The following is a 24,985-nucleotide window of genomic DNA, read 5'->3' as shown; positions in this document are numbered from 1 at the left end:
GTAGCAGATCTCATCGGCGTTACTCGCGCGGTTGCCAGCGCCATGCGAATTCGCCCGCCTGCGGCGGCGGACCGGGCAGTTCACCTTTTCCGGAGAGACCCGCGATCAACATGGCCAGCACGCGCCTGCGTAGTTCCGCGGTTCGGGCCTGGTCCGGCATGGCGATGGCCGCGCACGCTTCCAGGACTAGACCGAGGTCGTTGGCATTGACATCCGCGCGCAGCCGACCGGACGCGTGAGCCCGCCGCACCAGTTCTTCGGTGACCTCACCCGAATGCGTGACATCCGGAAGAATCGACTCATCCGGGGTGAAAGTGCCAGCCAGATGTACCGCCAACGAGTGCACATCCGCGTCGACTACCCGTTCCAGGAATCCGACCAGACCGCGCCAGCCGTCCGAATCCTCCAGTGCGGCATCTGCTTCGGCGTTATAGCGGCGTAGACCTTGTTGGCAGAGGGTGCGCAGCAGCACCTCCTTGCTCGGATAGCGGCGATAGAGGGCGCTGATGCCCACTCCCGCGCGCTCGGCGACGGCGGCGATGGGGGCATTGGCATCGGCGAGGAAGACCGCGCGGGCGGCCTCGAGGATGAGCCCATCATTGCGGGCGGCCTGCGCCTTGCGCCCGGGCAGACCCTTTTGAGCTGGGGTATCGGCTGTTTTCGGCATGAGTTCAGAATAGCACTTGAAACGGAATGATCCGTTCTGATACTGTTTAAACAGAACGAAGCATTCCGTTTCACAAGGAGTAGAAATGAACGCCATCACCCCCTTCACCATCCACATCGACCAGGCCGAGCTGGACGACCTGCAGAACCGGCTGGCCCGCACCCGCTGGGCAGATCAGATTCCGGGTTCGGATGACACCTACGGGGTGAGCGTGGATCGGGTGCGGCATCTGGTGAACTACTGGCGCGACGGGTTCGACTGGCGCGAGATCGAGGCGAAACTGAACGCCTACCCGCAGTTCAGCACCGAGATCGACGGGCAGAACATCCACTTCCTGCACGTGAAGGCGCGGCAGGACAACGCCTTTCCGCTGATCCTGACCCACGGGTGGCCCGGCACGTTCGTCGAATTCCTGGGTGTCATCGAGCCGTTGACGGCGGCCGGATTCGATTTGGTCATTCCGTCGGTGCCGGGCTACGGATTCTCCGGTCCGACAACGGAATCCGGCTGGAACGATCAGCGCATCGCCAAGGCCTGGGCCGAGCTGATGCGGCGGCTCGGGTATGCGAAGTACGGCGCCGTCGGCAATGACGGTGGCGCGCAGATCTCGCCGGAACTCGGTCGGGTGGCGCCGGAAAGCGTTGTCGGCATTCAGGTTTCGCAGGTGTACTCGTTCCCGTCGGGCGATCCGGCGGAACTGGCCGACCTCACCGAGGACGAGCAGCAGTCACTGGCGACGCTGGATTGGTTCGTCAAAAACAAGATGGGCTTCAATATCCTGCAGTCGCAGCAGCCGCAGACGCTGGCGCATGCGCTGATGGATTCGCCGACCGGGCTGGTCGGCTGGAACAGCCAGCTGCTCGGTCCGGACCTGGACGACGAATTCGTGCTCACGAATATCGCGATCCATTGGCTCACCGGCACCGCTGGTTCCGCGATTCGGCACTACTTCGAGAAGGCCAAGGCGCAGCAGCCGACCGAACCGACCACGGTGCCGCTGGCATTGTCCGGATCGAACGGTGATTTCCACGGAATCCGCCGGTTCGCCGACCGCGATCACGCCAATATCGTGTCCTGGAAGACCCATGACGTGTACACCCACTACCTGCACCACGCCGCGCCCGCCTTGATGGCCGGTGAGATCACAGAGTTCTTCGCCCAGTACCGCTGATCAGCTCAGTACCGCTGTTCATCAGCCCGCGTCCCGGTTTCGGGGCGCGGGCGTAGACACGTGCGTATGTTCTCGAGACGCACGGCCATGGTTCGTCTCGTTCTCCGTTGATGTACTGGATTCACCAACAGCACAACAACTTTCAACACAGGAGAACATCATGCGCATCACAGTCTTCGGAGCCACTGGCACCGTCGGTCGGCTGGTCGTCGAGCAGGCGCTCGAACAGGGCCACGAGGTCACCGCCTTTACTCGCAATGCGGCGAGTGTGCAGCAGCGGCACGAGCGGCTGCACATCGTCGAGGGCGATGTGCTCGATACGAATTCGGTGGAGCGGGCCGTTGCCGGACAGGACGCGATACTGATCTCGCTGGGCGCGGGCCGCAAGGGCGTCATCCGGGCCGAAGGCACCCGTGCGGTGCTCGAGGCGATGAACCGGACCGGGGTGCGGCGCCTGATCTGCCAGACCACCCTCGGCGTCGGCGACAGCCGCGGCAACCTGAACTTCCTCTGGAAGTACGTGATGTTCGGTATGCTGCTGCGCGCGGCCTACGCCGACCACGTCGAGCAGGAAAAATACGTCCGCGCCAGCAACCTCGACTGGACCATCGTCCGCCCGAGCGCCTTCACCGACGGCCCCCGCACCGACGCCTACCGCCAAGGCTTCCCCGCCGACGCCAAGGGCCTGTCCCTCAAAATTGCCCGCGCCGACATCGCCGCCTTCATGCTCACCCAACTCACCGACCCCACCTACATCCACCAGTCCCCCGGCATCTCCAACTAGTGACCGGAAATGTACTGGTGGCGGGCGCTCGACGTTTGCCCTGCATGGAGAGCAGCTGTCCAGGTCAGTGCTGGTGGAGGGCGCCCCAGGAGGGGAAGGGGTCGGGGTAGGTGGTCCAGGTGGTGGGGCCCGCGCTGAGTTCGTCGTCGGTGAGGAGGGCGGTATCGAGGAGGGTCCGGATGTGGGTGGTGTCGAGTTTTATGCCGATGAAGACTATTTCCTGGCCTGCGGGGACTTCGAGGGCGGACCACCAGGCGGCGGGTTCGAAGGTCAGGTTGGGCCCGGCTTGGGACCAGATGGCGGCGAGTTCGGGGCGGCTGGCGAGCCAGCAGAAACCCTTGCTGCGCAACATGCCTCGGAGTTGGGCGAGGACGTCGGCGAGGCGTTCCGGGTGGAAGGGGCGCTCGGCGGTGTAGGTGAGGCTGCGGATGCCGTATTCCTCGGTTTCCGGGGTATGGCCGCCCGCCAGTTCCTCGGCCCAGCCATCGGATTCGGCGGCGACGACGGGGTTGTAGCGGCCGGTCGCGAGGACTTCCGCGAGATCGACCGCTCCTTTCTCGGTGCGCAGCACGTGAGCGCGCGGATTCAGCCGTCGCACAGTGGCTTCCACGGTTCCTGCGGCATTGGCACTGACCAGGTCGGTCTTATTGATCAGCAGGACATCGGCGAATTCGACCTGATCGACGAGCAAGTCGGCGATGGTGCGCGTATCGCCTTCGCCCGCTTCGAGATTCCGCTCGGCGAGGGCCTGCCCGCGGGCGATTTCGGCGAGGAAGGTCGAGGCGTCCACCACGGTGACCATGGTGTCCAGCCGAGCGATATCGCCGAGTTTGAAGCCGTCCTCGAATTCCCAGTCGAAGGTCGCGGCGACCGGCATCGGCTCGGAGATGCCCGTCGATTCGATGACCAACTGATCGAAGCGGCCCTCGCGAGCGAGCCTGCCCACCGCCTCGATCAGATCCTCGCGCAGTGTGCAGCAGATGCAGCCATTGGTCAGTTCGACCAACTTCTCCTCGGTGCGATCGAGGTGGCCCTGCCCGGCGACCAGCGCGGCATCGATATTGACCTCGCTCATGTCATTGACGATGACCGCGACGCGGCGACCGTCCCGATTGGCCAGGATGTGGTTGAGCAGGGTCGTCTTGCCCGCGCCCAGGAAGCCGGAGAGCACGGTGACGGGCAGCAGGTCAGGGGGCGATGAAGTGGTCACTCCTTAATGATAATGGTTTTCATTTAGATACATTCAGGCGGCCGCCGATTTCACCGCAAGGCCGATCTCGCGACGCAGTGCGGCGAACTCAGGAGAGGCGCGCAGTTCGTCCGCGTCGACACCGGTGCGCGGCAGGTCCACCGGGAGGTCGAGGGCGATCCGCCCCGGCCGTTTGGTGAGCACCACCACCCGCGAACCGAGGAAGGCCGCCTCATCCGCGCTATGGGTGACGAAGACCGCGGTGCGCCCCTGTCCCACGCGGCGCAGATCGTCTTGCAGACGTTCCCTGGTGAGGGCGTCGAGTGCGGCGAATGGTTCGTCGAGCAGCAGCAGCGAGTGCTCGGCCGCGAGTGCTCGGGCGATGGCGACGCGCTGCTGTTGTCCGCCGGATATTTCCCAGATCCGGCGGCCCGCAGTGCCGTCGAGTCCGACCCGGTGCAGCAGGTCCACTCGGCGCTCAGCACGTCGATCACGCTGCACCCCTGCGTATTTCAATGCCAGATCGATATTGCCGCCGACGGTCTTCCATGGAAACAGCCGCGGCTGCTGGAAGACCATGCCGCCGGATCTACCCGGCACCGGTGTCGCGCCGGAGACCTCGATACTGCCCTCGGTCGCGGTTTCGAAGCCCGCGATCAGGCGAAGCAGGGTGCTTTTGCCGCAGCCGGATGCGCCTACGAGGACCAGGAATTCGCCCGGCGGCACGTCGAGATCGATCGGCCCGACCGCGGTGACCGCTTGCGCGCCGCGGCCGTAGCGGTGCGAGACATTGCGAATTACGATGCCACCCTCAGTGATCGGCAGTTCAGCCGTCACCGTGAGTTCTTCAGCTGCCGAGGACACTGGGCAATCCCTTGACATAGATGCCGTCTCGAATCGCCTCCTGCGACGGCGCAGCCGGAATCTGCTTCTGCGCCACCAGGAATTCGGCCGCACTCCGCAGACTCACCGCGATATCGCCGACCGCGCCCTCGGTGCCGAGCCACTCCTTGGAGGTGAGCTGTTCCTTTGTCAGGAATACGCCCTGCCCCAACTGCTGCGCGGCATCCTGCGTGCTGAGACCGATTTCGGCCGATACCGCCTTCGCCGCCTCGTCGGGACGGTTCTTGATCGTGTCCAGTGCGCGTGCCTGCACCTTGCGCCAGGTATCGACCACATCGGGATGGGCTTGGGCGAATTCCTTGGAGACCACGCCCAGGTCGAGGGTCGGCTTGCCCGCGGTCGCGAGTTCGCGACTGGTGATCAGGGTTTTGCCGCTCTTGCGCAGCTGGTCCAGGGTGGGCAGCCAGGTGTAGACGGCATCGACATCGCCGCGCTCCCAGGCCGCCAGCGATGCCTGCGGTTGCAGATCGACGAGCTTGACATCATTGGCGCTCAACCTGTTTCGATCCAGCGCGGCGAGCAGGCTGTAGTGCGCGGTCGAGGCGAAGGCGGTGCCGATGCGCTTGCCCTTCAGGTCGGCGATCGATTCGATGCCGGTTCCATTGCGCGCCACTAGCGCTTCATTGTCGCCCGCGACATCGAGCACGAAGGCGACCTGATACGGAATATTCAGCGGCGCGGACAGACCGCGGGCCACCGGGCTGGAACCCAATGCGCCGAAGTCGACCTGTTCGGCGATGAAGGCGGTGTTCACATCGGCGCCGGAGTCGAATTTCGTCCATTTGATGTTGTAGCCGGGCAGTTCGGTCTCCAGCCACCGATTGTTCTTCACGACCAGGTCACCGCTCGGAAAGCTTTGGTACGCAATGCGAATGGTCGGCTTGCTGGCATCGGTGCCGGAGTGGTCGACGGCGCATCCGGCGAAGGCCACCGCACCGATGGCCGCGGCGGCCACCGCGCGCACGACGCGTCTGGAAAACGACTGGGAACTCATATCTTTCCTCTCCACGGCACCGCGCGGCGTTCCACCGCGCGCAGCAGGCCATCGATGACCAATCCCGAAATTCCGATCGCGGCAATGCCGACCAGCACAACGGGGGTGTTGTTGTAATTGCTCGCGTCCTTCACCACGCCGCCGATGCCGGGCAGGCCGTTGAACAGCTCCGCGGCGACGACCGACGAATACGCCATGCCGACCGCGAGCCGCACACCGGTGAAGGTTTCGGGCAGCGCGGCCGGGAACACCACATCGCGAATCACCTGCGCGCGAGTCGCGCCCAGCGCTCGCGCGGACTCGACCAATCCGATCGGCGCGGCCGCCACCGCCGTTGTGGTGGCAATCGCCGCCGCGGGCAGTGCCGCGAGCGCCAGCAGGGTGACCTTCGGCGCTTCGTCGATGCCGAGCCAGATCACCAGCAGGAAGAAGTAGGCCAGCGGCGGCAGGGTTCGCAGGAAGGTGAGCCACGGCTCGAGAATGCTGCGCAACCAGCCGATGGTTCCCATGGCGACACCGAGCGCGACACCGATAGCGACACCGACCACGACGCCCGCGAGCACCCGACGCAGCGTCATATAAAGGTGTTCCCACAGCAGATAGCCCTGGTAACCACGAACGCCGTCGTGCGTCGTCGAAAGGTCTATGGCCGCCCGCCACACCGTAATCGGATGCGGCACAAAGGTTTCGCTCCAGATTCCGGCCGCCGCGACGAGTTGCCACACGATCAGGAAGACGGCAACCGACAATAGCGGCAATAGATTTCGGGTGAAGCGGTGCACACGGACCGGTTCAGTGGATACCGCCATCAGGACGACACGACTTCCAGACGCCCGACTTCCGGCTTTTCGCCGGTGCGGACATAGCGCGCGGTGGTGAGCCACGCGTCCTCGCACCCTGCGTCGGTCGGGGTCAGGACCGCGTCGAAGCCGAGCGTCTCGGCGGCCGTCGCGAGCTGACCGAGGTAGTCCGCGATGGGCGGACGCTCGCCCGCGCAGTGCGTTGCGTTCGCACCGTGACCACCGACGACAGTGCGGCTGTCGCCATTGGTCGACAGAAACCAGTGCAGGGTGAGGGACACTCCTACGATCCAACGCGCATACCGGTGCACCGCACAGGTATGCGATCGGGCAGATCGGAATGGTCGGGGCGACGCTGAGTAGGGTCTGGGATGTGAAATTCCTGCCGCTCGTGCCCGACGGGCAGACCCCGGTTCGCGTCCTCACTATCGCCGGGACCGACTCCGGCGGCGGCGCGGGCATCCAGGCCGATTCGCGAACCATGGCTCTGTGCGGGGTGCACGCTTGTGTGGCCGTGGCCGCGGTGACGGTGCAGAACTCGGTCGGGGTGAGCGGGTTCCACGAGATTCCGCCGCAGGTCGTGGCCGACCAGGTGCGGTCCGTGGTCGGGGATATCGGGGTCGGGGCGGCCAAGACCGGCATGTTGGCCTCTACCGCGATCATCGAGTCGGTCGCGGCGGTGTGTCAGGAAGTCGGGATCGGCAGGGATCGGACGCCGCTGGTGGTCGATCCGGTCGCGGCATCCATGCACGGCGATCCGCTGCTGCACGAGGAGGCGCTGGACGCGGTGCGGCACACGCTGATTCCGCTGGCCACGGTGGTGACACCGAATCTCGACGAGGTACGGCTGATCACCGGAATCGAGGTCGTCGACGATGCTTCGGCGCGGCAGGCGGCGCAGGCGCTGCACAAGCTCGGGGCGCAATGGGCGATCGTCAAGGGCGGCCATCTGCGATCCTCGACCGTGAGCACCGATCTGCTCTTCGACGGCGATCGTTTCCTGGAATTCACCGCCCCGCGAATCACCACCGGCAACGACCACGGCGGCGGCGACACCTTGGCCGCGGCCATCGCATGCGCCCTCGCCAACGGTTACTCGGTTCCCGATGCCGTCGAATTCGCCAAGGACTGGACCTACCGCTGCCTGGCCGCCTCGTATGACCTCGGCGCAGGCCACGGCCCCGTCTCCCCGCTCTGGCGTCTGTCCCATTCCTGACCGCCGAAACTTGTCGGTGGGTGGGGTCATACTGTGGGCATCGCAGACACCGTTGGCCTCGACGATGCGGTTGACGAGAACGATGTGGTTCGAAGTGGATGCGAGAGCCGACCGCTAATGGCGCGCTCGCGGTCGGTGCCACCGGTGGGTACAGATCAGTCGCTGGCGAATGCGAGGTGCAGCGGTTGGTCCGCGTCGATGCGGATGCCGTTGAGCCGCGCATTGGCCTCGGCCAGTGCGGAGATGATCTCGGCCAGGTAGGCGACGAATTTCTCGCTGGGCATTGTGTGTGCCTGTAGCCGGTTCACGCCCAGCCACCAGTCGGTGGCCGAGGCCACCGCACCGAATACCGAATAGTTGACGAGTTCGACGCTGGACACTTCGACGGATTTGTCGGCGAGCAGTCCGGTGAACAGGTCCGCGGCCCGCTTGGCCGATTGCCGAGCCGACTGCAGTGCCCGCTCGGATTCATCGGCCCGCTGCGTGAAGTGGCTGTGCAGCATGAACCGGAAGACATTGGGGTGCTCGGATACCACGAGCACATATTCGGCCGCGCCCCGTCGAATCAATTCGCGCGCCGAATCATTGGTCAGATCGGCACTGGAAACGATCCGCTCCCACAGCATGTCGCGCACCCGGTCGACGATCGCGTTGTACAGATCCGTCTTATCCTCGAAGTGCCGATAAAGCTTCGGCTTGGCCGCCCCGGCCTCCTTGGCGATATCCCCCATGCTCACCTCGGGCCCGAATTTGTCCAGCGCCCGAAACGCCGCATCCACGAACTCGGCCCGAACCTTCACCCGGTGCTCGCGCCACCGCTCGGTCCGAGCATCGACCCGCCTGGGCGTCCCCGCATCTACTCCCCGCCCACTGCGCATCACGAATCCGACCGTACCAACCCCCGCCGCGCACCTCAGCGGACCCGTTTGCCGAAACGGCAACAAAGTTGGCGTTATGGCGGGTCGGTCATACATCATCCGAACAGGGCCGAGATACGCGATATCGATGGGAGCGACACATGGGCGAGGGCACCGCAACCGGCACCCAGGAGTTCTGGGAGGGGTTTTATCAGGATCGGGATCAGATTTGGACCGGCAATCCCAATCCGCTGTTGGTGCGTGAGGCCGCGGAGCTCGAGCCGGGGACCGCATTGGACCTCGGCTGTGGTGAGGGTGCGGACGCTGTTTGGCTTGCGGCACGGGGATGGCGGGTCACCGCGGTCGATGTGTCCGTGACAGCGCTGCGGCGAGCGGCAGTGCATGCCGACGAGGCAGGTGTCGGGGAGCGCATCACGTTCGCCGAACACGATCTGGCGCAATCGTTTCCGGACGGTGAGTTCGATCTGGTTTCGGCGCAGTTCTTCCATTCACCGGTGGCGCAGGACGACGAGCGGACGAAGGTTTTGCGGCGGGCCGCGGAGGCGGTGGGTGTCGGCGGGGTTTTGCTGATCGCGGGGCATGCGGGGTGGCCTTCGTTTATCGAGGACCGCCATGACGTGCATTTCCCGACCATGGATGAGGTCATCGACGGACTTGCGCTCGGGACGGACTGGCACGTCGAGACCAAGGACGCGGTCGAGCGGGAAGTAACCGGGCCGGAGGGGCAGGTGGGGCTTCGTACCGACACCGTGCTGCGGATCCGGCGAGTGCGCTAGCCGCAGTCCCCAGGAACCTCACAGGTAGGGCCCAGCCAGGGGCCAGCGCGGTTCGCGAGGGTAGTCACCATGACCGAATCGACGACCGCCGCGCACCGGGCGGAAATGACCGAAACGGTGATCACGCCCGTGCTGGACGTCGTGATCCCCGTCTACAACGAAGAGGCCGACCTGGGCGTCTGTGTGCGACGGCTGCACGCTTACCTGCGCGACGGATTCCCGTTCCCGGCCCGGATCACCGTAGCCGACAACGCGAGCACCGACGACACCATGCAGGTGGCCCAGCTGCTCGCGGACGAACTCGATGACGTGCGGGTCGTGCACCTCGACGCGAAGGGCCGGGGCCGTGCGCTGCGCGCGGTGTGGGAGCACTCCGACGCCCAGGTCGTCGCGTACATGGACGTGGATCTGTCCACCGACCTGAATGCGCTGCTGCCCTTGGTCGCTCCGCTGATCTCGGGCCACTCCGATCTGGCCATCGGCACCCGGCTCGACGCGGCGTCGCGAGTCGTGCGCGGACCCAAGCGCGAAATCATCTCGCGCTGCTACAACCTGATCCTGAAAGCCTCTCTGCAGGCGCGCTTTTCGGATGCCCAGTGCGGTTTCAAGGCGATGCGCACCGATGTGGCGCGGCGACTGCTGCCGCTGGTGCAAGACGGTGAATGGTTCTTCGATACCGAACTCTTGGTGCTCGCCGAGCGGGCCGGACTGCGCATCCACGAAGTGCCGGTCGACTGGATCGACGATCCGGACAGCCGGGTCGACATCATCGACACCGCGCGCAAGGACCTGCTCGGCGTGTGGCGACTGCTGCGCGGGCTGACCACCGGCGCGCTGCCGTTGGACGAGCTGCGCCGCTCGGTCGGACGGGAACCACTGGTGCCAGGTGTGCCGTTGGGGATGGTCGGGCAAGTGGTGCGGTTCGCGATAGTCGGCGTGATCTCCACGCTCGCCTACATGCTGCTGTACCTGGTGTTGCAGCCCATGACCGGCGCGCAGGTGGCGAACTTCGTCGCGCTGCTGATCACCGCGATCGGCAATACCGCCGCCAACCGCGCCTTCACCTTCGGGGTGCGTGGATCGAATGGCGTTGTGTCGCACCAATTCCAAGGTCTGCTGATATTCGGCTTCGGCCTATTGGTCACCAGCGGCTCGTTGTTCGCCTTGCACCGATGGGCCCCCGACGCCGCCGTGCATCTGGAATTGTTCGTACTCGTGGTTGCCAATCTCATTGCCACGCTGATCCGATTCGTCGGTCTGCGATGGGTCTTCCGTAACCCGACGGCCACCCGCACGGCGCTGGTCACCGAGGGCGGACAGCAGTGACGGCTACGCTCACGGCACCGTCGACAGCGGTACCGCCGCAATCGCGCCGCAAGCGCGAGATCGGCTGGGAATACCCCGCATTGGCGGTACTGCTGCTCGGCACCGGAATCGCCTACCTGTGCAACCTCAGTGCCAGCGGTTGGGCGAATTCCTTCTATTCCGCCGCGGTACAGGCGGGTTCGAGTTCCTGGAAGGCCTTCTTCTTCGGCTCCTCGGATGCCGCGAACTCGATCACCGTCGACAAACCACCGGCCTCGCTGTGGTTGATGGAACTATCGGTGCGGGCGTTCGGACTGAATTCCTGGACCATCCTGGTTCCGGAGGTACTGCTCGGCGTCGCGTCGGTGGCACTGCTATGGGCGACGGTGCGCAGGCCATTCGGCCCCGCGGCCGGACTCATCGCCGGACTGGCGCTCGCGGTGACGCCCGTCGCCGCACTGATGTTCCGGTTCAACAACCCGGATGCGCTGCTGGTATTCCTGATGATCGCGGCGGCCTGGGCGATGACCAGGGCGGTCGAGGACGGGCGAACCCGCTGGCTGGTGCTCACCGGTGTCTTCATCGGATTCGGGTTCCTCACCAAGCAATTGCAGGTATTGCTGGTGGTGCCGACGCTGGCGTTGACCTATCTGTTCGCGGGTCCACCCAAGCTCGGCAAGCGAATCCTGCAGCTGCTCGCGGCGGGGTTGTCGATGATCGTCGCGGCGGGTTGGTGGCTGCTCACGGTCGAACTGTGGCCCGCGTCTTCGCGGCCATGGATCGGTGGGTCACATGATAATTCGATCGTCGAACTCACCCTCGGCTACAACGGGCTCGGCCGGTTGAACGGCAACGAACGCGGCAGCGTCACGCCTGGCGGTGGCGATATGCCGCGCGGTGGCGGCGGCAGCATGTGGGGCAGCACCGGGATCACCCGGATGTTCGAACCTGCGCAGGGCGGTCAGATCGCCTGGCTCATCCCCGCCGCATTGGTCGCGCTCGTGGCGGGAATTCTCTTGCGCGGCAAGGCTGCTCGCACCGATGGACGGCGCGCGGCACTGATCCTGTGGGGTGGCTGGCTACTGGTGACCGGCCTGACCTTCAGCTTCATGGCGGGCATCTTCCACCAGTACTACACGGTGGCACTGGCTCCGGCGGTCGCCGCACTGGTCGGTATCGGCGCGGTTCAGCTGTGGCGGGATCGGCACCGCCTGTGGGTCCGGTTGTTCGCGGGGCTCGGGGTCGGCCTGACCACGGCGACGTCGTGGATGTTGCTGTCGCGCAGTTCGAGCTTCGTGCCGTGGCTGCGCTGGGCGGTGCTGGTGGTCGGTGTGCTCGCGACCATCGCGGTGCTGTTGCCCGCACCGCGGAAGCTGGCGCTGGTCGCGGCCGTGGCCGCCGCATTCACCGGATTGGCCGGGCCCGTCGCGTACTCGGCCCAGACCATTTCGACCGGACACGAGGGCGGGATCCCGTCGGCGGGACCGAATGTCGGGCGGTTCGGCATGTTCGGACCTCCACCCTGGGCCGAAGCCAACTCCGAAGGCGGCTTCGGTGGCGGTATGCCGGGTGGACGGAATGCGAATGGCGCTGCACGCAATGGCGCTAGGGAACAAGGCATTGGCGAAGCAGGCAATCCGATGATGGGCGGCCCAGCCGGTGGTCTGCTCGGCGCGAGCAGGCCGAGCGAGAAGGTCATCGCACTGCTGGAAAACAATGGCTCCGACTACACCTGGGTCGCCGCCGCCACCGGCTCCAACAGCGCCGCCGGATTCCAGCTGGCCACCGAACTGCCGGTCATGCCGGTCGGCGGCTTCAACGGCAGCGATCCGTCACCGACGTTGGACCAGTTCAAGCAGTATGTCGCCGATGGAAAGATCCACTACTTCATCGGCAGTGGCAATCGCGGCGGTGCGGAGGGCGGATTCGGTTTCGGCCGCTCCGGCACCAGCAGCGAGATCAGCAAGTGGGTGGAAGAGCACTTCACCGCGACCGAAGTCGACGGCATCACCCTCTACGACCTGACCGCCCACTGATCACACCCCTTGCAGGAACCCGCGGATCCCGAGAACCACTGTGGGACTGCGCACGGCAATTCGCCCGGTGGACACGCACCGGGCGAATTGCGTTGTGGTCACGCGTATGTCGCTTCGAGCCACTCGGCGAACGTCGGACCCGCCAACTCGGCATGCGCACCCGGCAGCAGCCCACCGTTCTCGAACTGCTCGTGATCCGGGTTCGCCGGATCACTCGACTCGATCACCTGCGCGGGCGCACCGCGCTTTGCCGCGAGCAGCCCGGCCGCACCCGCCATCGTCTCCGGCTGCGGACCCGCGATTTCCGGGAACGGCCGGTCGAGCGAGTCCGGCAGCGGATGCACTGCCAATGCCACCAGTGCCTCGGCCACCGCACGCGCCGCAACCAGCTGGGTGCGCATCTTCGGCAGATAAGCGACGTCGCCTTGGGTTCCCCACTGCATCATCACCTCGACCAACTCGTGGAACTGCGCGGCCCGCAGAATCTGCACCGGCAGCGGCCCTTCCAGCAGCGCGGCCTCATGCGCAAGCTTCGCGGCGTTGTATCCGGCACGCGATCCGTCGATGCCGATAATGGACACCACGACCAGCCGCTCGACACCGGCCTTCTGCCCCGCCTCGTGCAGGTTGCGCGCCGCGGCCCGGAAGAATTCGGTCGCGATGGTCTGGTCCGCGGACGGTGTACTGGACGCATCGATGACGACGTCCACACCATCGAGTGCTTCCACCAGGCCGACGCCGGTCTCGATATCCACCCCGTTCGCGCGGGAGAAGGCGACGACCTCGTGTCCCTGCTCGTTCAGCACATCCACCACATGTCGGCCCAGCCGTCCGGTCGCTCCGGCCACCGCGATCATCTTGATATTCGACATGATTCCCGCTCCCTTTTTCGCTGCGTTGTTCCGCTTTCACAGTGCTGACGACGCGGGCGGCACGAGTGTGACATGGCGTTTCGGACTGTTCCTCGAGATTCCTTTACCTGCTTCCTCGAAATCCTCTTAATGCGACATTCATCCGAAACCCTTTCGCGCGCCGCGAACTCCGGGAATGATGAGCCAGTTGCGCCAAACTTTCGAACCATCAGGAAAAACGTGAGAAGCATTTCGAGATTCGTTCTGACCGTCATCGGTGCGCTGGTCGCCATCGCGCTCACCGTCGGCTTCGCCTCGACCGCATCGGCCGCACCGGGCGAATCACCGGAGCCGACCGCACCGGTCGCGACCGCGCCGATCGCCGCGGCAGCCGAACCGACCCCGCAGGCCAACCTTATCGGGCAGTGCCTGGCTCCCGGTGACACCATCGAAGTCAGGACGCTGGTCGGCGGTCTGCTCGGCGCCACCATCGGCGGCATCGCGGGTCTGCCGCTTTTCTTCGTCGGCGCGATTCCGGGACTGGTCATCGGCGGCATCCTCGGCGTCCTCATCGGTTCCACCTCCTACGCGGTCGATGAAGGGCACATGCAGCAGCAAGGCCTCTGCTAATCCGACGAAAGGGCGGCGTGTAGTGTGGCCGCCCATTGCGCCACGATCTGCTTGCGGCGCGCCGAGTCATCGGTCAGGACGTCGGCCAGACCCAGTCCGCGAGCCATGTCGAGAGTTGCCTGGACGAGGTGATGGGCGACCGGATCAGCGTCGTCCACGCCCAACGCTTCCACGGCCCGCCGATGCGATATGCGACCGAATTTGGCCTCCAGCGGCACAATTCGCTCCCGCAGCGCCGGATCGGCGGCCGCATGCGTCCACACCTGCAGCGCCGCCTTGAACAGCGGGCTGGTGTAGGAGTCGACCAGCCCTGCCACCACTGCCTCGGTGCGCTCGACCCCTCCGGCCAGCGCCGCCACCGCCAGCGCCTCGTCATTGGACTGCTGGGTGCGGCTGTCGAACATGTACTCGAGTGCGGCGGTGATCAGGTCTTCCCTGGTCGGGAAATGATGCTGGGCCGCACCGCGCGACACCCCCGCCCGTTCCGCCACGACCGAGACCGTGGCCGCCGCCCAGCCCATTTCAGCAAGACAGTCGATGGTCGCCTCGAGCAGGCGCTGTCGGGTGGCCCGGCTGCGGTCCTGCTTGGGTTCGTGGGGTGTCACCATCGGCTCGCTCCGAACAGGCTGGCGGCTTTGGTCATCGGCGATGTCACGGCGCTATTCTGCCCAGGTCGGTGGACGTCGCTGCAAGAAGGCCAGCATGCCCTCCTGTACCTCCGGGGTGCCGAAGAAGCTCGCGGAACGATTCGCCAGCTCCTCGGCGGAGCCGTCGAACTCCGCCAGGATGCCCGCATTGACCAGCCGCTTGGCCTCGGCGAGCCCCTGCGGGGAGCCCTTGCGCAGCTCCGAGCACAGCCGGACCACCTCGGCCGCCGGATCGTCGGCGGTGATCGTGACCAGGCCGATCTGCTCGGCGATATCGGCACCGAATTTCTCGCCGGTGAGGTAGTAGCGACTGGCCGCGCGCGGACTGAGCCGCGGCAGCAGGGTGAGCGAAATCATGAACGGCGCCAACCCGATTCGCACCTCGGTGAGCGCGAAACTGCAACCGGGACCGGCCACCACGATGTCACAGGCGGCGACGATACCCATACCGCCCGCGCGCACATTGCCGTCGATCCGGGCAATGATCGGCTTCGGCGTTTCGACGAGTCGACGCAGTACGCCGATCATCACCCGGGTGCGTTCGTCGGCGGCCGCCGCCGGATCGGCATTGCTGGCCTCGCTGAGGTCCGCGCCCGCGCAGAAGGTATTGCCGGTGTGCGCGAGCACGATGCCGCGGACGGCGGGATCGGCCGCGGCATCATCGAGGCCACCCAGCAGCTCGGCGACCAACCGCGATGACAGTGCGTTGCGGTTGTGCGGCGAATCGAGGGTCAGTGTGGCGAACCCGTCGCGCACCTCGTACCGCACATACGGAGCGGTAGATGTTTCAGGCATCGAGCCTCCTCTGGGTCAGTACGACTTGGGCAGGCCGAGGGAGTACTGGGCGACAAAGTTGAGCACCATCTCCCGGCTGACCGGCGCGATGCGGCCGATGCGGGCCGCGGCGAGCATGGCGGCCAGTCCGTACTCCCTGGTGAGGCCCGCGCCACCGTGGGTCTGGATGGCCTGATCGAGTGCCTTGATACTGGCCTCCGCCGCAGCGTATTTCGCCATATTCGCCGCCTCGGCCGCACCCATCTCATCGCCCGCGTCGTAGAGGGTGGCGGCCTTCTGCATCATCAGTTTGGCCAGCTCCACCTCGACCTTCACCGCGGCGAGCGGATGCGAAATACCTTGGTGCGCACCGATCGGCGTCTTCCACACGGTGCGTTCCTTGGCGTATTCGACGGCACGATCGATGGCGTAGCGCCCCATGCCGACGGCCATGGCCGCGCCCATGATGCGCTCCGGGTTGAGACCCGCGAACAGCTGCATCAGTGCGGCATCTTCCTTGCCTACCAAGGCATCCGACGGCAGGCGCACGTCATCGAGGAAGAGGGTGAACTGGTGGTCCGGCTCGATGATGTCCATTTCCTGCGGCGTCTTGACGAAGCCGGGGGCGTCGGTGGGCACGATGAACAGCGCGGGCTTGAGCTTGCCGGTCTTGTGGTCCTCGGTGCGCGACACGATGAGCACGGCCTCGGCCTGATCCACGCCGGAAATGAAGATCTTGCGGCCGTTGAGTATCCAGTCGTCACCGTCACGCCGCGCGGTGGTGGTGATCTGGTGCGAATTGGAACCGGCGTCGGGTTCGGTAATGCCGAAGACCATCTTGGCGGTGCCGTCGGCGAGTTTGGGCAGCCACTGCTGCTTCTGCTCGTCGGTGCCGTATTTGGTGATGATGGTGCCGCAGATGGCCGGTGAGACCACCATCAGCAGCAGGCCCGCGCCCTGTGCGGACAGCTCCTCCATGACCAGCGCGAGCTCGTACATGCCCGCGCCACCGCCGCCGTACTCCTCGGGCAGATTCACCCCAAGGAAGCCGAGTTTGCCTGCCTCATCCCACAATTCGGTGAGCGGCTCGTTCTTACGCGCCTTCGGCAGCACGTAATCGCGGAAGCCGTATTTCGCGGCGAGCGCGGCGACCGCGGACCGTAGCGCCTTCTGCTCTTCGGTTTCGATGAAACTCATCAGTTCTCCTGGGATTCGGTGGGATCGACGACGGCGAGCACTGCGCCGACATCGACCTGCTGGCCGACGGTGACATTGAGGGCGCTGAGCACGCCCGCGGCGGGCGCCGAGATGGTGTGCTCCATCTTCATGGCCTCCAGCCACAGAATCGGCTGGCCCTGTTCGACGGCGCTGCCGACCTGCGCGCCGATGCGAATCACGCTGCCCGGCATGGGCGCGAGCAGTGAACCGTGCGCTACCTGGTCGGCCGGATCGCTGAAACGCGGCAGTCTGCGCACCGCCACCGGTCCGAGCGGTGAGTCGACGCAGACCAGATCGGCGTAGCGGGCGATGTCGAATTGCCTACGCACCAGGCCGCGTTCGCCGGGAACCGAGAGGACCACGCGCTCGGGACCCATTTCCACCAGTTCGAGGCCATCATGACCGTAAACCGTGACACCGGTTCGGGTGAAGCGGTAGCCGATGTCATGCGTTCCGCTGGTTCGGCTTTCGTACGACTTGTGCTGCGACTGGGACGGCAGATTTCGCCAGCCCGCGGGCAGCCCGCCGCCGACCCTGGCCGCCTTACGGTTCGCTGCGGCATCCGCGAGCGCGGCGGCGACAATGGACAGCGCCTCATCGGATTCGGACGCCAAAGGCGCTGCGAGGGAATCCAATCCGTGCGTCCCGAAGAATGCGGTATCGGTGTCCCCGGCCAGGAAGGCGGGGTGGCGCAGTACGCGTACCAGTAGATCGCGGTTGGTCACCAGACCGTGAATCTTGGCTCGCTGCAGGGCCGTTGCCAATAGCCGTGCCGCGTCACCGCGGGTCTCGGCGTAGGAGATGACCTTCGCGAGCATCGGGTCGTAGTGCACGCCGACAACCGAACCGTCCACCACACCGGTATCCAGGCGTACGCCCGGACGGTCGAGAATATCGAATTCGGTTATTACCGAGGGGATATCGATCCGGTGCACCGTCCCGCTCTGGGGCTGCCACTCGTGCGCGGGATCCTCGGCATACAGCCGCACCTCGATCGAATGCCCACGCAGCGGTGGCGGTGCGGAAGCCAACTCGCCGCCAGCCGCGATCTCGAGCTGGGTCCGTACCAGATCCAGTCCGGTTGTGCATTCGGTGACCGGATGTTCCACCTGCAGCCGGGTATTCATCTCCAGGAAGAAGAACTCGCCCGCCTCGTCGGCGAGGAATTCCACCGTCCCGGCACCGGTGTAGCCGATCGCACCGGCCGCCAGCTTGGCCGCCTCGAACAGCCGCTCACGCATGCTCTGTCCATCGGCCATGCGCGCGGGCCCTGCGTGCGCGCGTACATCTTGCGGAGTACCGCTTCGACGCCCCCCGCCGCGTGCCTCCTGGCCTGACGCGCGCATGGCGTCGATGCGCTCGACCAGCGGCGACGGCGCCTCCTCGACCACCTTCTGGTGGCGGCGCTGAATGGAGCACTCCCGCTCACCGACGGCCCAGATGGTGCCGTGGGTATCCGCCATGACCTGGACCTCGATATGTCGGCCGGTCTCCAGGTACCGCTCGCAGAACACCGTCGGGTCGCCGAATGCCGATTCGGCCTCCCTGCGCGCGGCGGCGATCTGCGGTTCCAGATCGGCGAGATCGCGCACCACGCGCATACCACGCCCGCCACCACCGGCGGAGGCCTTGATGAGCACCGGCAGCTGCGCCGCGGTGACCTCGGCCGGGTCGAGTTCGGCGAGTACCGGGACTCCGGCCGCATCCATCAACTTCTTGGCTGCGACCTTCGAACCCATCTGCTCGATGGCCTCGACCGGCGGGCCGATCCACACCAGTCCGGCCGCCAGCACGGCTCGTGCGAATTCCGCATTCTCGGAAAGGAATCCGTAACCGGGATGGATGGCGTCGGCACCGGTGGCCAAGGCCGCCTCGATGATCAGCTCGCCGCGCAGGTACGTCTCCGCAGGTGTATTGCCAGGAAGACGGACCGCCGCATCGGCTTCGGCGACATACGGTGCCCTGGCATCCGCATCGGAATAGACCGCGACGGTGCCGATACCCATGCGACGACAAGTCGCGAAGACCCGACGGGCGATCTCACCGCGATTGGCCACCAGAACAGTGGTAATGCGCCCACCCGTCACCCGACCGCCACCCCTCATCGAATCGCTGCGCGATGCTGTCATCTCGGCCCTCACATCCGGAAGACGCCGAAGCCATCGGCGCCCTTGACTGGGGCATTGTGAATGGCCGACAACGCCATTCCCAATACCGTGCGGGTATCACGGGGATCGATCACTCCGTCGTCGTACAGCCGCCCCGACATGAACATCGGCAGCGACTCGGCCTCGATCTGCGCCTCCACCATCGCGCGCATCCCGGCATCGGCCTCCTCGTCGAACGGAATGCCCTTGGACTCGGCGGCCGCCCGCCCAACGATCGAGATCACACCGGCGAGCTGCGCGCCACCCATCACAGCGGATTTAGCACTGGGCCAAGCGAAGACGAACCGCGGGTCGTAGGCGCGACCACACATGCCGTAATGGCCCGCACCGTAAGACGCCCCCATCAACAGCGAAATATGCGGCACCTTGGAATTCGAGACCGCGTTGATCATCATCGCGCCGTGTTTGATGATGCCCTTCTGCTCGAACTCCTTGCCGACCATGTAGCCGGTGGTGTTGTGCAGGAACAGCAGTGGGGTATTCGACTGGTTGGCCAGCTGGATGAACTGGGTCGCCTTCTGCGATTCCTCCGAGAACAGCACACCGCGCGCATTGGCGAGGATGCCGACCGGATATCCGTGCAGTTCCGCCCACCCGGTGACCAGGCTGCTGCCGTACAGCGGTTTGAATTCGTCGAAATCGGAGCCGTCGACCACGCGGGCGATCACCTCCCGCGGATCGAACGGGATCTTCAGATCGGACGGGACGATGCCGAGCAGATCCTCCTGGTCGTACCGCGGCTCGATCACCTCGGCGCGTGGCGCCGGACCCTGCTTCTTCCAGTTCAGCCGCTTGATAATGGATCGGCCGATGCGGATGGCGTCTTGCTCGTCGACCGCCAGATAATCGGCCAGACCCGAGACGCGCGCGTGCATATCCGCGCCACCGAGCGATTCGTCATCGGATTCCTCACCGGTGGCCATCTTGACCAGCGGCGGTCCGCCGAGGAATACCTTGGAGCGTTCCTTGATCATCACCGTGTAGTCGGACATGCCCGGGATATACGCGCCACCGGCGGTGGAATTGCCGAAAACCAATGCGATGGTGGGGATTCCGGCCGCCGACGCCCTGGTGAGGTCGCGGAACATCCGTCCGCCGGGTACGAAGACTTCCTTCTGCGTCGGCAGATCCGCGCCGCCGGATTCGACGAGTCCGATTACCGGTAGCCGGTTCTGCATGACAATGTCGTTCATGCGCAGGTTCTTGCGCAACGTCCACGGATTCGAGGTGCCGCCGCGCACCGTGGGATCCGGCGCGACGATCATGCATTCGACGCCCTCGACAATGCCGATACCGCAAACAACGCTCGCCCCGACGTGAAAGTCGCTGCCCCATGCGGCAAGTGGGCAGAGCTCCAGGAATGGCGAATCCTCGTCGATTAGCAGTTCGATGCGCTCACGCGCGGTCAACTTGCCGCGCTGGCGATGCCGGGCCAGCTTATCCGGCCCACCGCCCGCGATGGCCTTGGCGAATTCTGCCTCCACCTCGGCGAGTTTGGTGGTCATGGCCTCGGCCGCGGCCGCGTACTCCGGCGATGCGGTATCGAGGGTGGTGCGTAATGTCGTCAAGACTGGTACCCCAATCGCTTAGCCGCCAGGCCGGTCAGGATTTCGGTTGTGCCACCGCCGATGCCGAGAATGCGGATATCGCGGTACTGCCGCTCGACCTCGGATTCGCGCATATAGCCGAGGCCGCCGAACAGTTGTACGGCCTGATTGGCCACCCATTCGGCCGCCTCCACGGCGGTGTTCTTGGCGAAACACACCTCGGCGATCAAATCGGCTTCGCCTTCGGCGCTGCGCCGCACCACATCTCGGGTGTAGACGCGGGCCACGTCGATGCGGCGGGCCATTTCCGTCACCGTATTCTGCACGGCCTGCCTGCTGATCAGCGGGCGGCCGAAGGTCTCCCGGTTGCGCACCCAGTCCAGGGTCAGGTCCAGGCATCGCTGGGCCTGCGAATACGCCTGCACCGCGAGCCCGACCCGCTCGCTGACGAAGGCACCGGCGATCTGATAGAAGCCGGAATTCTCCGGTCCGACCAGATTCTCCACCGGCACCCGTACATCCACATAGGACAGTTCGGCGGTATCGGAGGCCCGCCAGCCCATCTTGTCCAGCTTGCGGCTGACCGTGAAGCCGGGCATGCCCTTCTCCACCACAAGCAGCGAAATCCCGCCGGAGCCGGGGCCGCCCGTGCGCACGGCGGTCACCACGAAATCGGCGCGCACACCCGAGGTGATGTAAGTCTTGGCGCCATTGACGATGTAGTGGTCGCCATCGCGGCGCGCGGTGGTGGTGAGGTGGCCGACATCGGAGCCGCCGCCCGGTTCGGTAATGGCGAGCGAGCCGATCTTCTCCCCGGCCAGTGTCGGGCGGGCGAAGCGCTCGATCAGGTCTTCATTGCCCGATGCGATGATGTGCGGTACCGCGATACCGCAGGTGAACAGCGAGGCGAACAGGCCGCCGGAACAACCGGCCTGGTGCATCTCCTCACAGACGATCATGGCGTCGATACCGTCACCACCGGAGCCGCCCGCGGATTCCGGGAATTGGATACCGAGCAGGCCGAGTGCGCCAGCCCGCTTGTGCAGTTCACGTGGGATCTCGCCGTCGCGCTCCCAGGCATCGAGGTACGGGAGAACTTCTCGCTCGACGAAACCCCTTACAGTGGCACGCAATTCGCGCCGCTCCGGCGTATTCCACGGACTCATAGCAACTCCAATGGGATATCAACATGACGCGAGCGCAGCCATTCGCCGACCCCCTTGGCCTGCGGATCGAAGCGCGCCTGATAGGCCACACCCTGTCCGAGCAGACCTTCGATAATGAAGTTCACGGCACGCAGATTCGGCAGTACGTGCCGGGTCACGGTCAGCGGCGCGGCCTCGGGCAGCAGCTCCTTGATCCGCGCCACCGTCAGCGTATGCGCAAGCCAGCGCCACTGTTCATCGGTGCGAACCCACACGCCGATATTGGCATTGCCGCCCTTGTCGCCGCTGCGGGCCAGCGCGATCGTGCCGAGCGGCGCTCGGCGAGTTCCATTGGTGGACAATGGCTCCGGCAGTTCCGGCTCGGCCACCTCCGCCAATTCGAGAGTGTCCGACGCGGGCGCGATATCGACGCGCGCGCCCTGCGGCAGCACCGCCGCATGCGGCACCTCGGCGGCATCGACGAATCCCGGCGTGTACACGCCGTACGGCGAACCATTGCCGGGCAGGCTGGTGAAGGTCGTCCCCGGATAACTGGCCAATGCCAGCTCGACCGCGACATTGGAGAAGGAGCGGCCGACCTTGTTCGGATCCGGATCGCGCACCACGCAGCGCAGCAGAGCGCTTGCCTGCTCCTCGGTTTCGGCATCCGGCCGGTCGAGCCGCGCGAGCGTCCAGGTCAGTTCCGCGGGCCGCACCGGCAGCCAGGACTCCAGCTGTCGTTGCGCCAGTTCGGCTTTCGCCTCGATATCGAGTCCGGTCAGCACGAACTCCATCTCATTGCGGAAACCACCGAGGGTATTGAGCGACACCTTGAGCTGCGGCGGCGGCGCTTCACCGGTCACACCGCTGATCAACACCCGATCCGGACCTTCGTGGCTCAGCTCGATACTGTCCAGCCGCGTGGTGACATCCGGCCCCGCGTAACGCGCCCCCTGGATCTCGTACATCAACTGTGCCGCAACGGTATCCACCGTAACCGCACCGCCCGTGCCCTGGTGCTTCGTGATGACGCTGCTGCCATCCCTGCGCACTTCGGCAATCGGGAAACCGGGCCGTCCCAGATCGGCCAGTTCGGTGAAGAAGGCGAAGTTGCCGCCGGTGGCCTGGGTACTGCACTCGATCACATGTCCGGCCACCACGGCACCGGCCAACTGGTCGTAATCGGTTCGCCCCCAACCGAAATGAGCGGCCGCCGGGCCGACGATCACCGAAGCGTCGGTGACCCGACCGGTGACCACGATATCCGCGCCCGCATTCAAGCATTCGACGATGCCCCAGGCACCGAGATAGGCATTGGCGGTCAGCGGCGACCCGAGGCCGAGCTCGCCCGCCCGGCTGAGCAAGTCGTCACCTTCGACATGCGCGACCTTGGCATCCAGTCCGAGATCAGCGGCAACCTTGCGGAGCTTCTCCGCGAGCCCGGCCGGGTTGAGGCCGCCCGCATTGGTGACGATCTGAACATTGCGTTCCAGTGCCAGGCCGAGGCAGTCCTCGATCTGCCGGACGAAGGTCTTGGCATAGCCGAGGCTGGGATCCTTCATCCGGTCCCGGCCGAGGATCAGCATGGTCAGCTCGGCAAGATAGTCCCCGGTGAGCACATCGAGCTGCCCGCCCTCGAGCATCTCCCGCATGGCACTGAGCCGATCACCGTAGAACCCGGAACAGTTGCCGATTCGGATCAGCTCCGGATCGGCGGCCAGCATAGTCATCAGCTGGAAGGCCCTCCTGTGCGGCGAACCGTCCCGGCGCGCCGCGTTGCGCCGCCGGTGGAGTCCGCGTTCCGGCTCCAGCATCACACCGGATCCAGAAAAAAGCAAGCACGCGTGCTTGTTAATTGCCGATCGCCTGCGAGGCAGAATGACCAGATGTCGTCCGTCATCCTGTTCGCGCTGGCCGGGTTCCTGCTGGGCGGGGCCTACTCCACCCGGAAGACCGCCCGCCCCCTCGCCATCGCCCTAGTGGTACTCGCCGTACTCGCCGCCGCGGGAGCGGTCGCCTGGTTGATGTAGGCACGACCACGGAGCAGTCTCCCGAACTCCACCAACAGCTGGACAGATGATCACGTGGAACTGGCGGTTGGGACTTCTCACGTTTTGCCGCCATGGTGTCCACGTGATCATCAGTCCAGCTGGGCGTTTAGGGCACCATGAGCGAATACGGCGGGCTGCAGGCGGGGCGAATCCAATACAGCTCAGTTCGCCGAGAGGCGGAAGATGCGTAGATCCTCTGGTACGCCGCTCAGGGGAGCGGCGAAGAAACTGCGCCGATACGGCTTGACCGAGAAGCCGAGTTCGTCGAGTGTGTCCGGCGCGAGGGACTGCAATGTCGCATGCGAAAGCATGGTGTTGCCGTTGCCACCGGCCTCCATCACGCGAGCGGCGATCGTCACGTCCACGCCGAGCCAGTCGCCGCCGATTTCGCGCGGCGAGCCGGTGTGCAGACCGATGCGCATCTGCGGGCGATAACCGCGCACACTGACGTCGGCGAGATTCTGTTTGGCCTGCACAGCGGCGCGCAGCGCGCGATCGGCCGAGGTGAATACGGCCATCACGCCGTCGCCCATGCGCTTGACCACCTGACCGCCGCGATCGGCGATCGGCGGCTCGATGGCCTTGGCAACCCCGCGCAACAATTCGAGGGTCGCCTCATCGCCTGCCGAGAGCGACCAACTGGAGAATGCCACCAGGTCGGTGAACATCACAGTTATTTCTTCGCTACCTCGACCGCGGCCGACGCGCTCCAACATGGCCTGCCAGACCTGCAGTGCGCCGAACCCGATTTCGCGGGCCGCGCTAGGCGTATCGCCGACCAACTTATCCGCCGCGCGGGCCACCGCGCGGGCGCCGCCGGGACCCGAAACCGAAAGCGGGTCACCGAAAGACGGGTCACCGGGCAGTTGTTCGCGTGCCTTGCGCAGCACGCCGATGAAGTCGGGCCGCTGGTTCGCGGCATTCATCAAGGCGGAGAACTGCCCGCGTCGAATTCCCGAGCCGGGACGACGAGCGGATCGGTCCGCATCGGCGGGCACCAACGGTATGGTCACCTCGGACGGAGCGCCCCCGTTGTCTTCCTGCCCCATCCCCGGCTCAGCACCGCCGGAAGGTGTTTCGGTCACGCCCCGAGCGTATCTCAGCCGACCAACCGTCGGCGGGTTACTTATTGTCGCCACCTGCGCCCCCTCGATCAGACTGAGCGGGCACTTCGACGGGTCCGCCAATGGATAACTCACTGATTGCTGAAACCCCGAGCGTAGCCAGGGTTGATT

24 protein-coding genes are annotated in these 24,985 nt (G+C 65.5%); 8 read left to right on the top strand and 16 right to left on the bottom strand.

Translation table 11 applies throughout. The features are described from left to right. Positions 1-19 precede the first annotated feature (19 nt). Entirely contained in the window at positions 20-667 is a 648-nt protein-coding gene (locus tag NA5_RS25100) for a TetR/AcrR family transcriptional regulator (RefSeq protein ID WP_062990195.1), read from the bottom strand. 85 nt (positions 668-752) lie between these two features. Here NA5_RS25100 and NA5_RS25095 point away from each other — a divergent pair, with 85 nt between their 5' ends. After that, positions 753-1,838, top strand: a complete 1,086-nt coding sequence (locus NA5_RS25095; protein ID WP_062990193.1) for an epoxide hydrolase family protein — start codon at positions 753-755, stop codon at positions 1,836-1,838. A 160-nt stretch (positions 1,839-1,998) separates the two neighbouring features. Beyond that, positions 1,999-2,622: an NAD(P)-dependent oxidoreductase gene (locus NA5_RS25090; protein WP_062990191.1), complete on the top strand. Its 624-nt coding sequence runs from the start codon at positions 1,999-2,001 to the stop codon at positions 2,620-2,622. A gap of 64 nt (positions 2,623-2,686) precedes the next feature. On the opposite strand, the gene NA5_RS25085 is transcribed toward NA5_RS25090, so the two are convergent. From NA5_RS25085 to NA5_RS25065, 5 genes are read right to left on the bottom strand one after another with little or no spacing between them, the layout of a single operon-like run. Further along, on the bottom strand, positions 2,687-3,832 hold the full coding sequence (locus tag NA5_RS25085; RefSeq protein ID WP_062990189.1) for a GTP-binding protein: 1,146 nt from the start codon (positions 3,830-3,832) through the stop codon (positions 2,687-2,689). A gap of 33 nt (positions 3,833-3,865) precedes the next feature. Beyond that, positions 3,866-4,675 (bottom strand): ABC transporter ATP-binding protein, encoded by an 810-nt coding sequence (locus NA5_RS25080; protein ID WP_371856455.1) that lies wholly within the window; start codon positions 4,673-4,675, stop codon positions 3,866-3,868. Then, the gene (locus NA5_RS25075) at positions 4,659-5,708 is read right to left on the bottom strand and encodes a taurine ABC transporter substrate-binding protein (RefSeq protein WP_062990185.1); all 1,050 of its coding nucleotides are present in this window, start codon (positions 5,706-5,708) and stop codon (positions 4,659-4,661) included. Before NA5_RS25075 ends, NA5_RS25080 begins: the two co-directional genes overlap by 17 nt. Then, on the bottom strand, positions 5,705-6,517 hold the full coding sequence (locus tag NA5_RS25070; protein ID WP_062990184.1) for an ABC transporter permease: 813 nt from the start codon (positions 6,515-6,517) through the stop codon (positions 5,705-5,707). The genes NA5_RS25075 and NA5_RS25070 overlap by 4 nt, the downstream gene beginning before the upstream one ends. Next, positions 6,517-6,789 carry an LLM class flavin-dependent oxidoreductase gene (locus NA5_RS25065; RefSeq protein ID WP_062990182.1) on the bottom strand — a complete coding sequence of 91 codons (273 nt, stop codon included), beginning with the start codon at positions 6,787-6,789 and terminating at the stop codon, positions 6,517-6,519. Before NA5_RS25065 ends, NA5_RS25070 begins: the two co-directional genes overlap by 1 nt. A gap of 92 nt (positions 6,790-6,881) precedes the next feature. On the opposite strand from NA5_RS25065, the gene thiD reads away from it, so the two are divergent. Further along, positions 6,882-7,724 (top strand): bifunctional hydroxymethylpyrimidine kinase/phosphomethylpyrimidine kinase, encoded by an 843-nt coding sequence (gene thiD, locus NA5_RS25060; protein WP_062990290.1) that lies wholly within the window; start codon positions 6,882-6,884, stop codon positions 7,722-7,724. A 155-nt stretch (positions 7,725-7,879) separates the two neighbouring features. On the opposite strand, the gene NA5_RS25055 is transcribed toward thiD, so the two are convergent. Beyond that, positions 7,880-8,602, bottom strand: a complete 723-nt coding sequence (locus NA5_RS25055; protein WP_062990180.1) for a TetR/AcrR family transcriptional regulator — start codon at positions 8,600-8,602, stop codon at positions 7,880-7,882. A gap of 140 nt (positions 8,603-8,742) precedes the next feature. On the opposite strand from NA5_RS25055, the gene NA5_RS25050 reads away from it, so the two are divergent. The 3 genes from NA5_RS25050 to NA5_RS25040 all read left to right on the top strand — a co-directional run bounded on the left by NA5_RS25050 (position 8,743) and on the right by NA5_RS25040 (position 12,719). Then, on the top strand, positions 8,743-9,378 hold the full coding sequence (locus tag NA5_RS25050; RefSeq protein WP_062990178.1) for an SAM-dependent methyltransferase: 636 nt from the start codon (positions 8,743-8,745) through the stop codon (positions 9,376-9,378). Between the two features lie 69 nt (positions 9,379-9,447). Continuing rightward, the gene (locus NA5_RS25045) at positions 9,448-10,704 is read left to right on the top strand and encodes a bifunctional glycosyltransferase family 2/GtrA family protein (RefSeq protein WP_062990176.1); all 1,257 of its coding nucleotides are present in this window, start codon (positions 9,448-9,450) and stop codon (positions 10,702-10,704) included. Next, positions 10,701-12,719: an ArnT family glycosyltransferase gene (locus NA5_RS25040; protein WP_062990174.1), complete on the top strand. Its 2,019-nt coding sequence runs from the start codon at positions 10,701-10,703 to the stop codon at positions 12,717-12,719. Before NA5_RS25045 ends, NA5_RS25040 begins: the two co-directional genes overlap by 4 nt. A gap of 98 nt (positions 12,720-12,817) precedes the next feature. Here NA5_RS25040 and NA5_RS25035 read toward each other — a convergent pair whose 3' ends face one another. Then, positions 12,818-13,591, bottom strand: coding sequence for an SDR family oxidoreductase (locus NA5_RS25035; RefSeq protein ID WP_062990172.1), 774 nt, complete (start codon positions 13,589-13,591; stop codon positions 12,818-12,820). A gap of 219 nt (positions 13,592-13,810) precedes the next feature. On the opposite strand from NA5_RS25035, the gene NA5_RS25030 reads away from it, so the two are divergent. Beyond that, positions 13,811-14,200 (top strand): hypothetical protein, encoded by a 390-nt coding sequence (locus tag NA5_RS25030; protein WP_062990170.1) that lies wholly within the window; start codon positions 13,811-13,813, stop codon positions 14,198-14,200. Here the strand turns inward: NA5_RS25030 and NA5_RS25025 are convergent. From NA5_RS25025 to NA5_RS24995, 7 genes are read right to left on the bottom strand one after another with little or no spacing between them, the layout of a single operon-like run. After that, positions 14,197-14,808: a TetR/AcrR family transcriptional regulator gene (locus NA5_RS25025; protein ID WP_062990168.1), complete on the bottom strand. Its 612-nt coding sequence runs from the start codon at positions 14,806-14,808 to the stop codon at positions 14,197-14,199. The genes NA5_RS25030 and NA5_RS25025 overlap by 4 nt on opposite strands. 51 nt (positions 14,809-14,859) lie before the next feature. Continuing rightward, positions 14,860-15,642, bottom strand: coding sequence for an enoyl-CoA hydratase family protein (locus NA5_RS25020; RefSeq protein WP_062990166.1), 783 nt, complete (start codon positions 15,640-15,642; stop codon positions 14,860-14,862). 15 nt (positions 15,643-15,657) lie between these two features. Beyond that, positions 15,658-16,818: an acyl-CoA dehydrogenase family protein gene (locus NA5_RS25015; RefSeq protein ID WP_062990164.1), complete on the bottom strand. Its 1,161-nt coding sequence runs from the start codon at positions 16,816-16,818 to the stop codon at positions 15,658-15,660. Continuing rightward, a complete protein-coding gene (locus tag NA5_RS25010; protein WP_062990288.1) occupies positions 16,818-18,944 on the bottom strand; it encodes an acetyl/propionyl/methylcrotonyl-CoA carboxylase subunit alpha in 2,127 nt (708 codons plus the stop codon). The genes NA5_RS25015 and NA5_RS25010 overlap by 1 nt, the downstream gene beginning before the upstream one ends. A gap of 32 nt (positions 18,945-18,976) precedes the next feature. After that, positions 18,977-20,575: an acyl-CoA carboxylase subunit beta gene (locus NA5_RS25005; RefSeq protein WP_062990162.1), complete on the bottom strand. Its 1,599-nt coding sequence runs from the start codon at positions 20,573-20,575 to the stop codon at positions 18,977-18,979. Then, positions 20,572-21,720, bottom strand: coding sequence for an acyl-CoA dehydrogenase family protein (locus tag NA5_RS25000; protein WP_062990160.1), 1,149 nt, complete (start codon positions 21,718-21,720; stop codon positions 20,572-20,574). Before NA5_RS25000 ends, NA5_RS25005 begins: the two co-directional genes overlap by 4 nt. Continuing rightward, positions 21,717-23,429 carry an acyclic terpene utilization AtuA family protein gene (locus tag NA5_RS24995; RefSeq protein ID WP_062990286.1) on the bottom strand — a complete coding sequence of 571 codons (1,713 nt, stop codon included), beginning with the start codon at positions 23,427-23,429 and terminating at the stop codon, positions 21,717-21,719. The genes NA5_RS25000 and NA5_RS24995 overlap by 4 nt, the downstream gene beginning before the upstream one ends. Positions 23,430-23,585: 156 nt before the next feature. On the opposite strand from NA5_RS24995, the gene NA5_RS41390 reads away from it, so the two are divergent. Next, the gene (locus NA5_RS41390; RefSeq protein ID WP_169811359.1) at positions 23,586-23,729 is read left to right on the top strand and encodes a CG2302 family histidine operon protein; all 144 of its coding nucleotides are present in this window, start codon (positions 23,586-23,588) and stop codon (positions 23,727-23,729) included. 182 nt (positions 23,730-23,911) lie between these two features. Here NA5_RS41390 and NA5_RS24990 read toward each other — a convergent pair whose 3' ends face one another. After that, entirely contained in the window at positions 23,912-24,676 is a 765-nt protein-coding gene (locus NA5_RS24990; protein ID WP_062990285.1) for an adenylate/guanylate cyclase domain-containing protein, read from the bottom strand. Positions 24,677-24,985: the final 309 nt, after the last annotated feature.

Source organism: Nocardia anaemiae NBRC 100462, assembly GCF_001612725.1.
Lineage (GTDB): Bacteria > Actinomycetota > Actinomycetes > Mycobacteriales > Mycobacteriaceae > Nocardia > Nocardia anaemiae.
The sequence above is the reverse complement of the archived record's forward strand: the minus strand, read 5'-3'. Positions and strand labels throughout refer to the sequence as shown.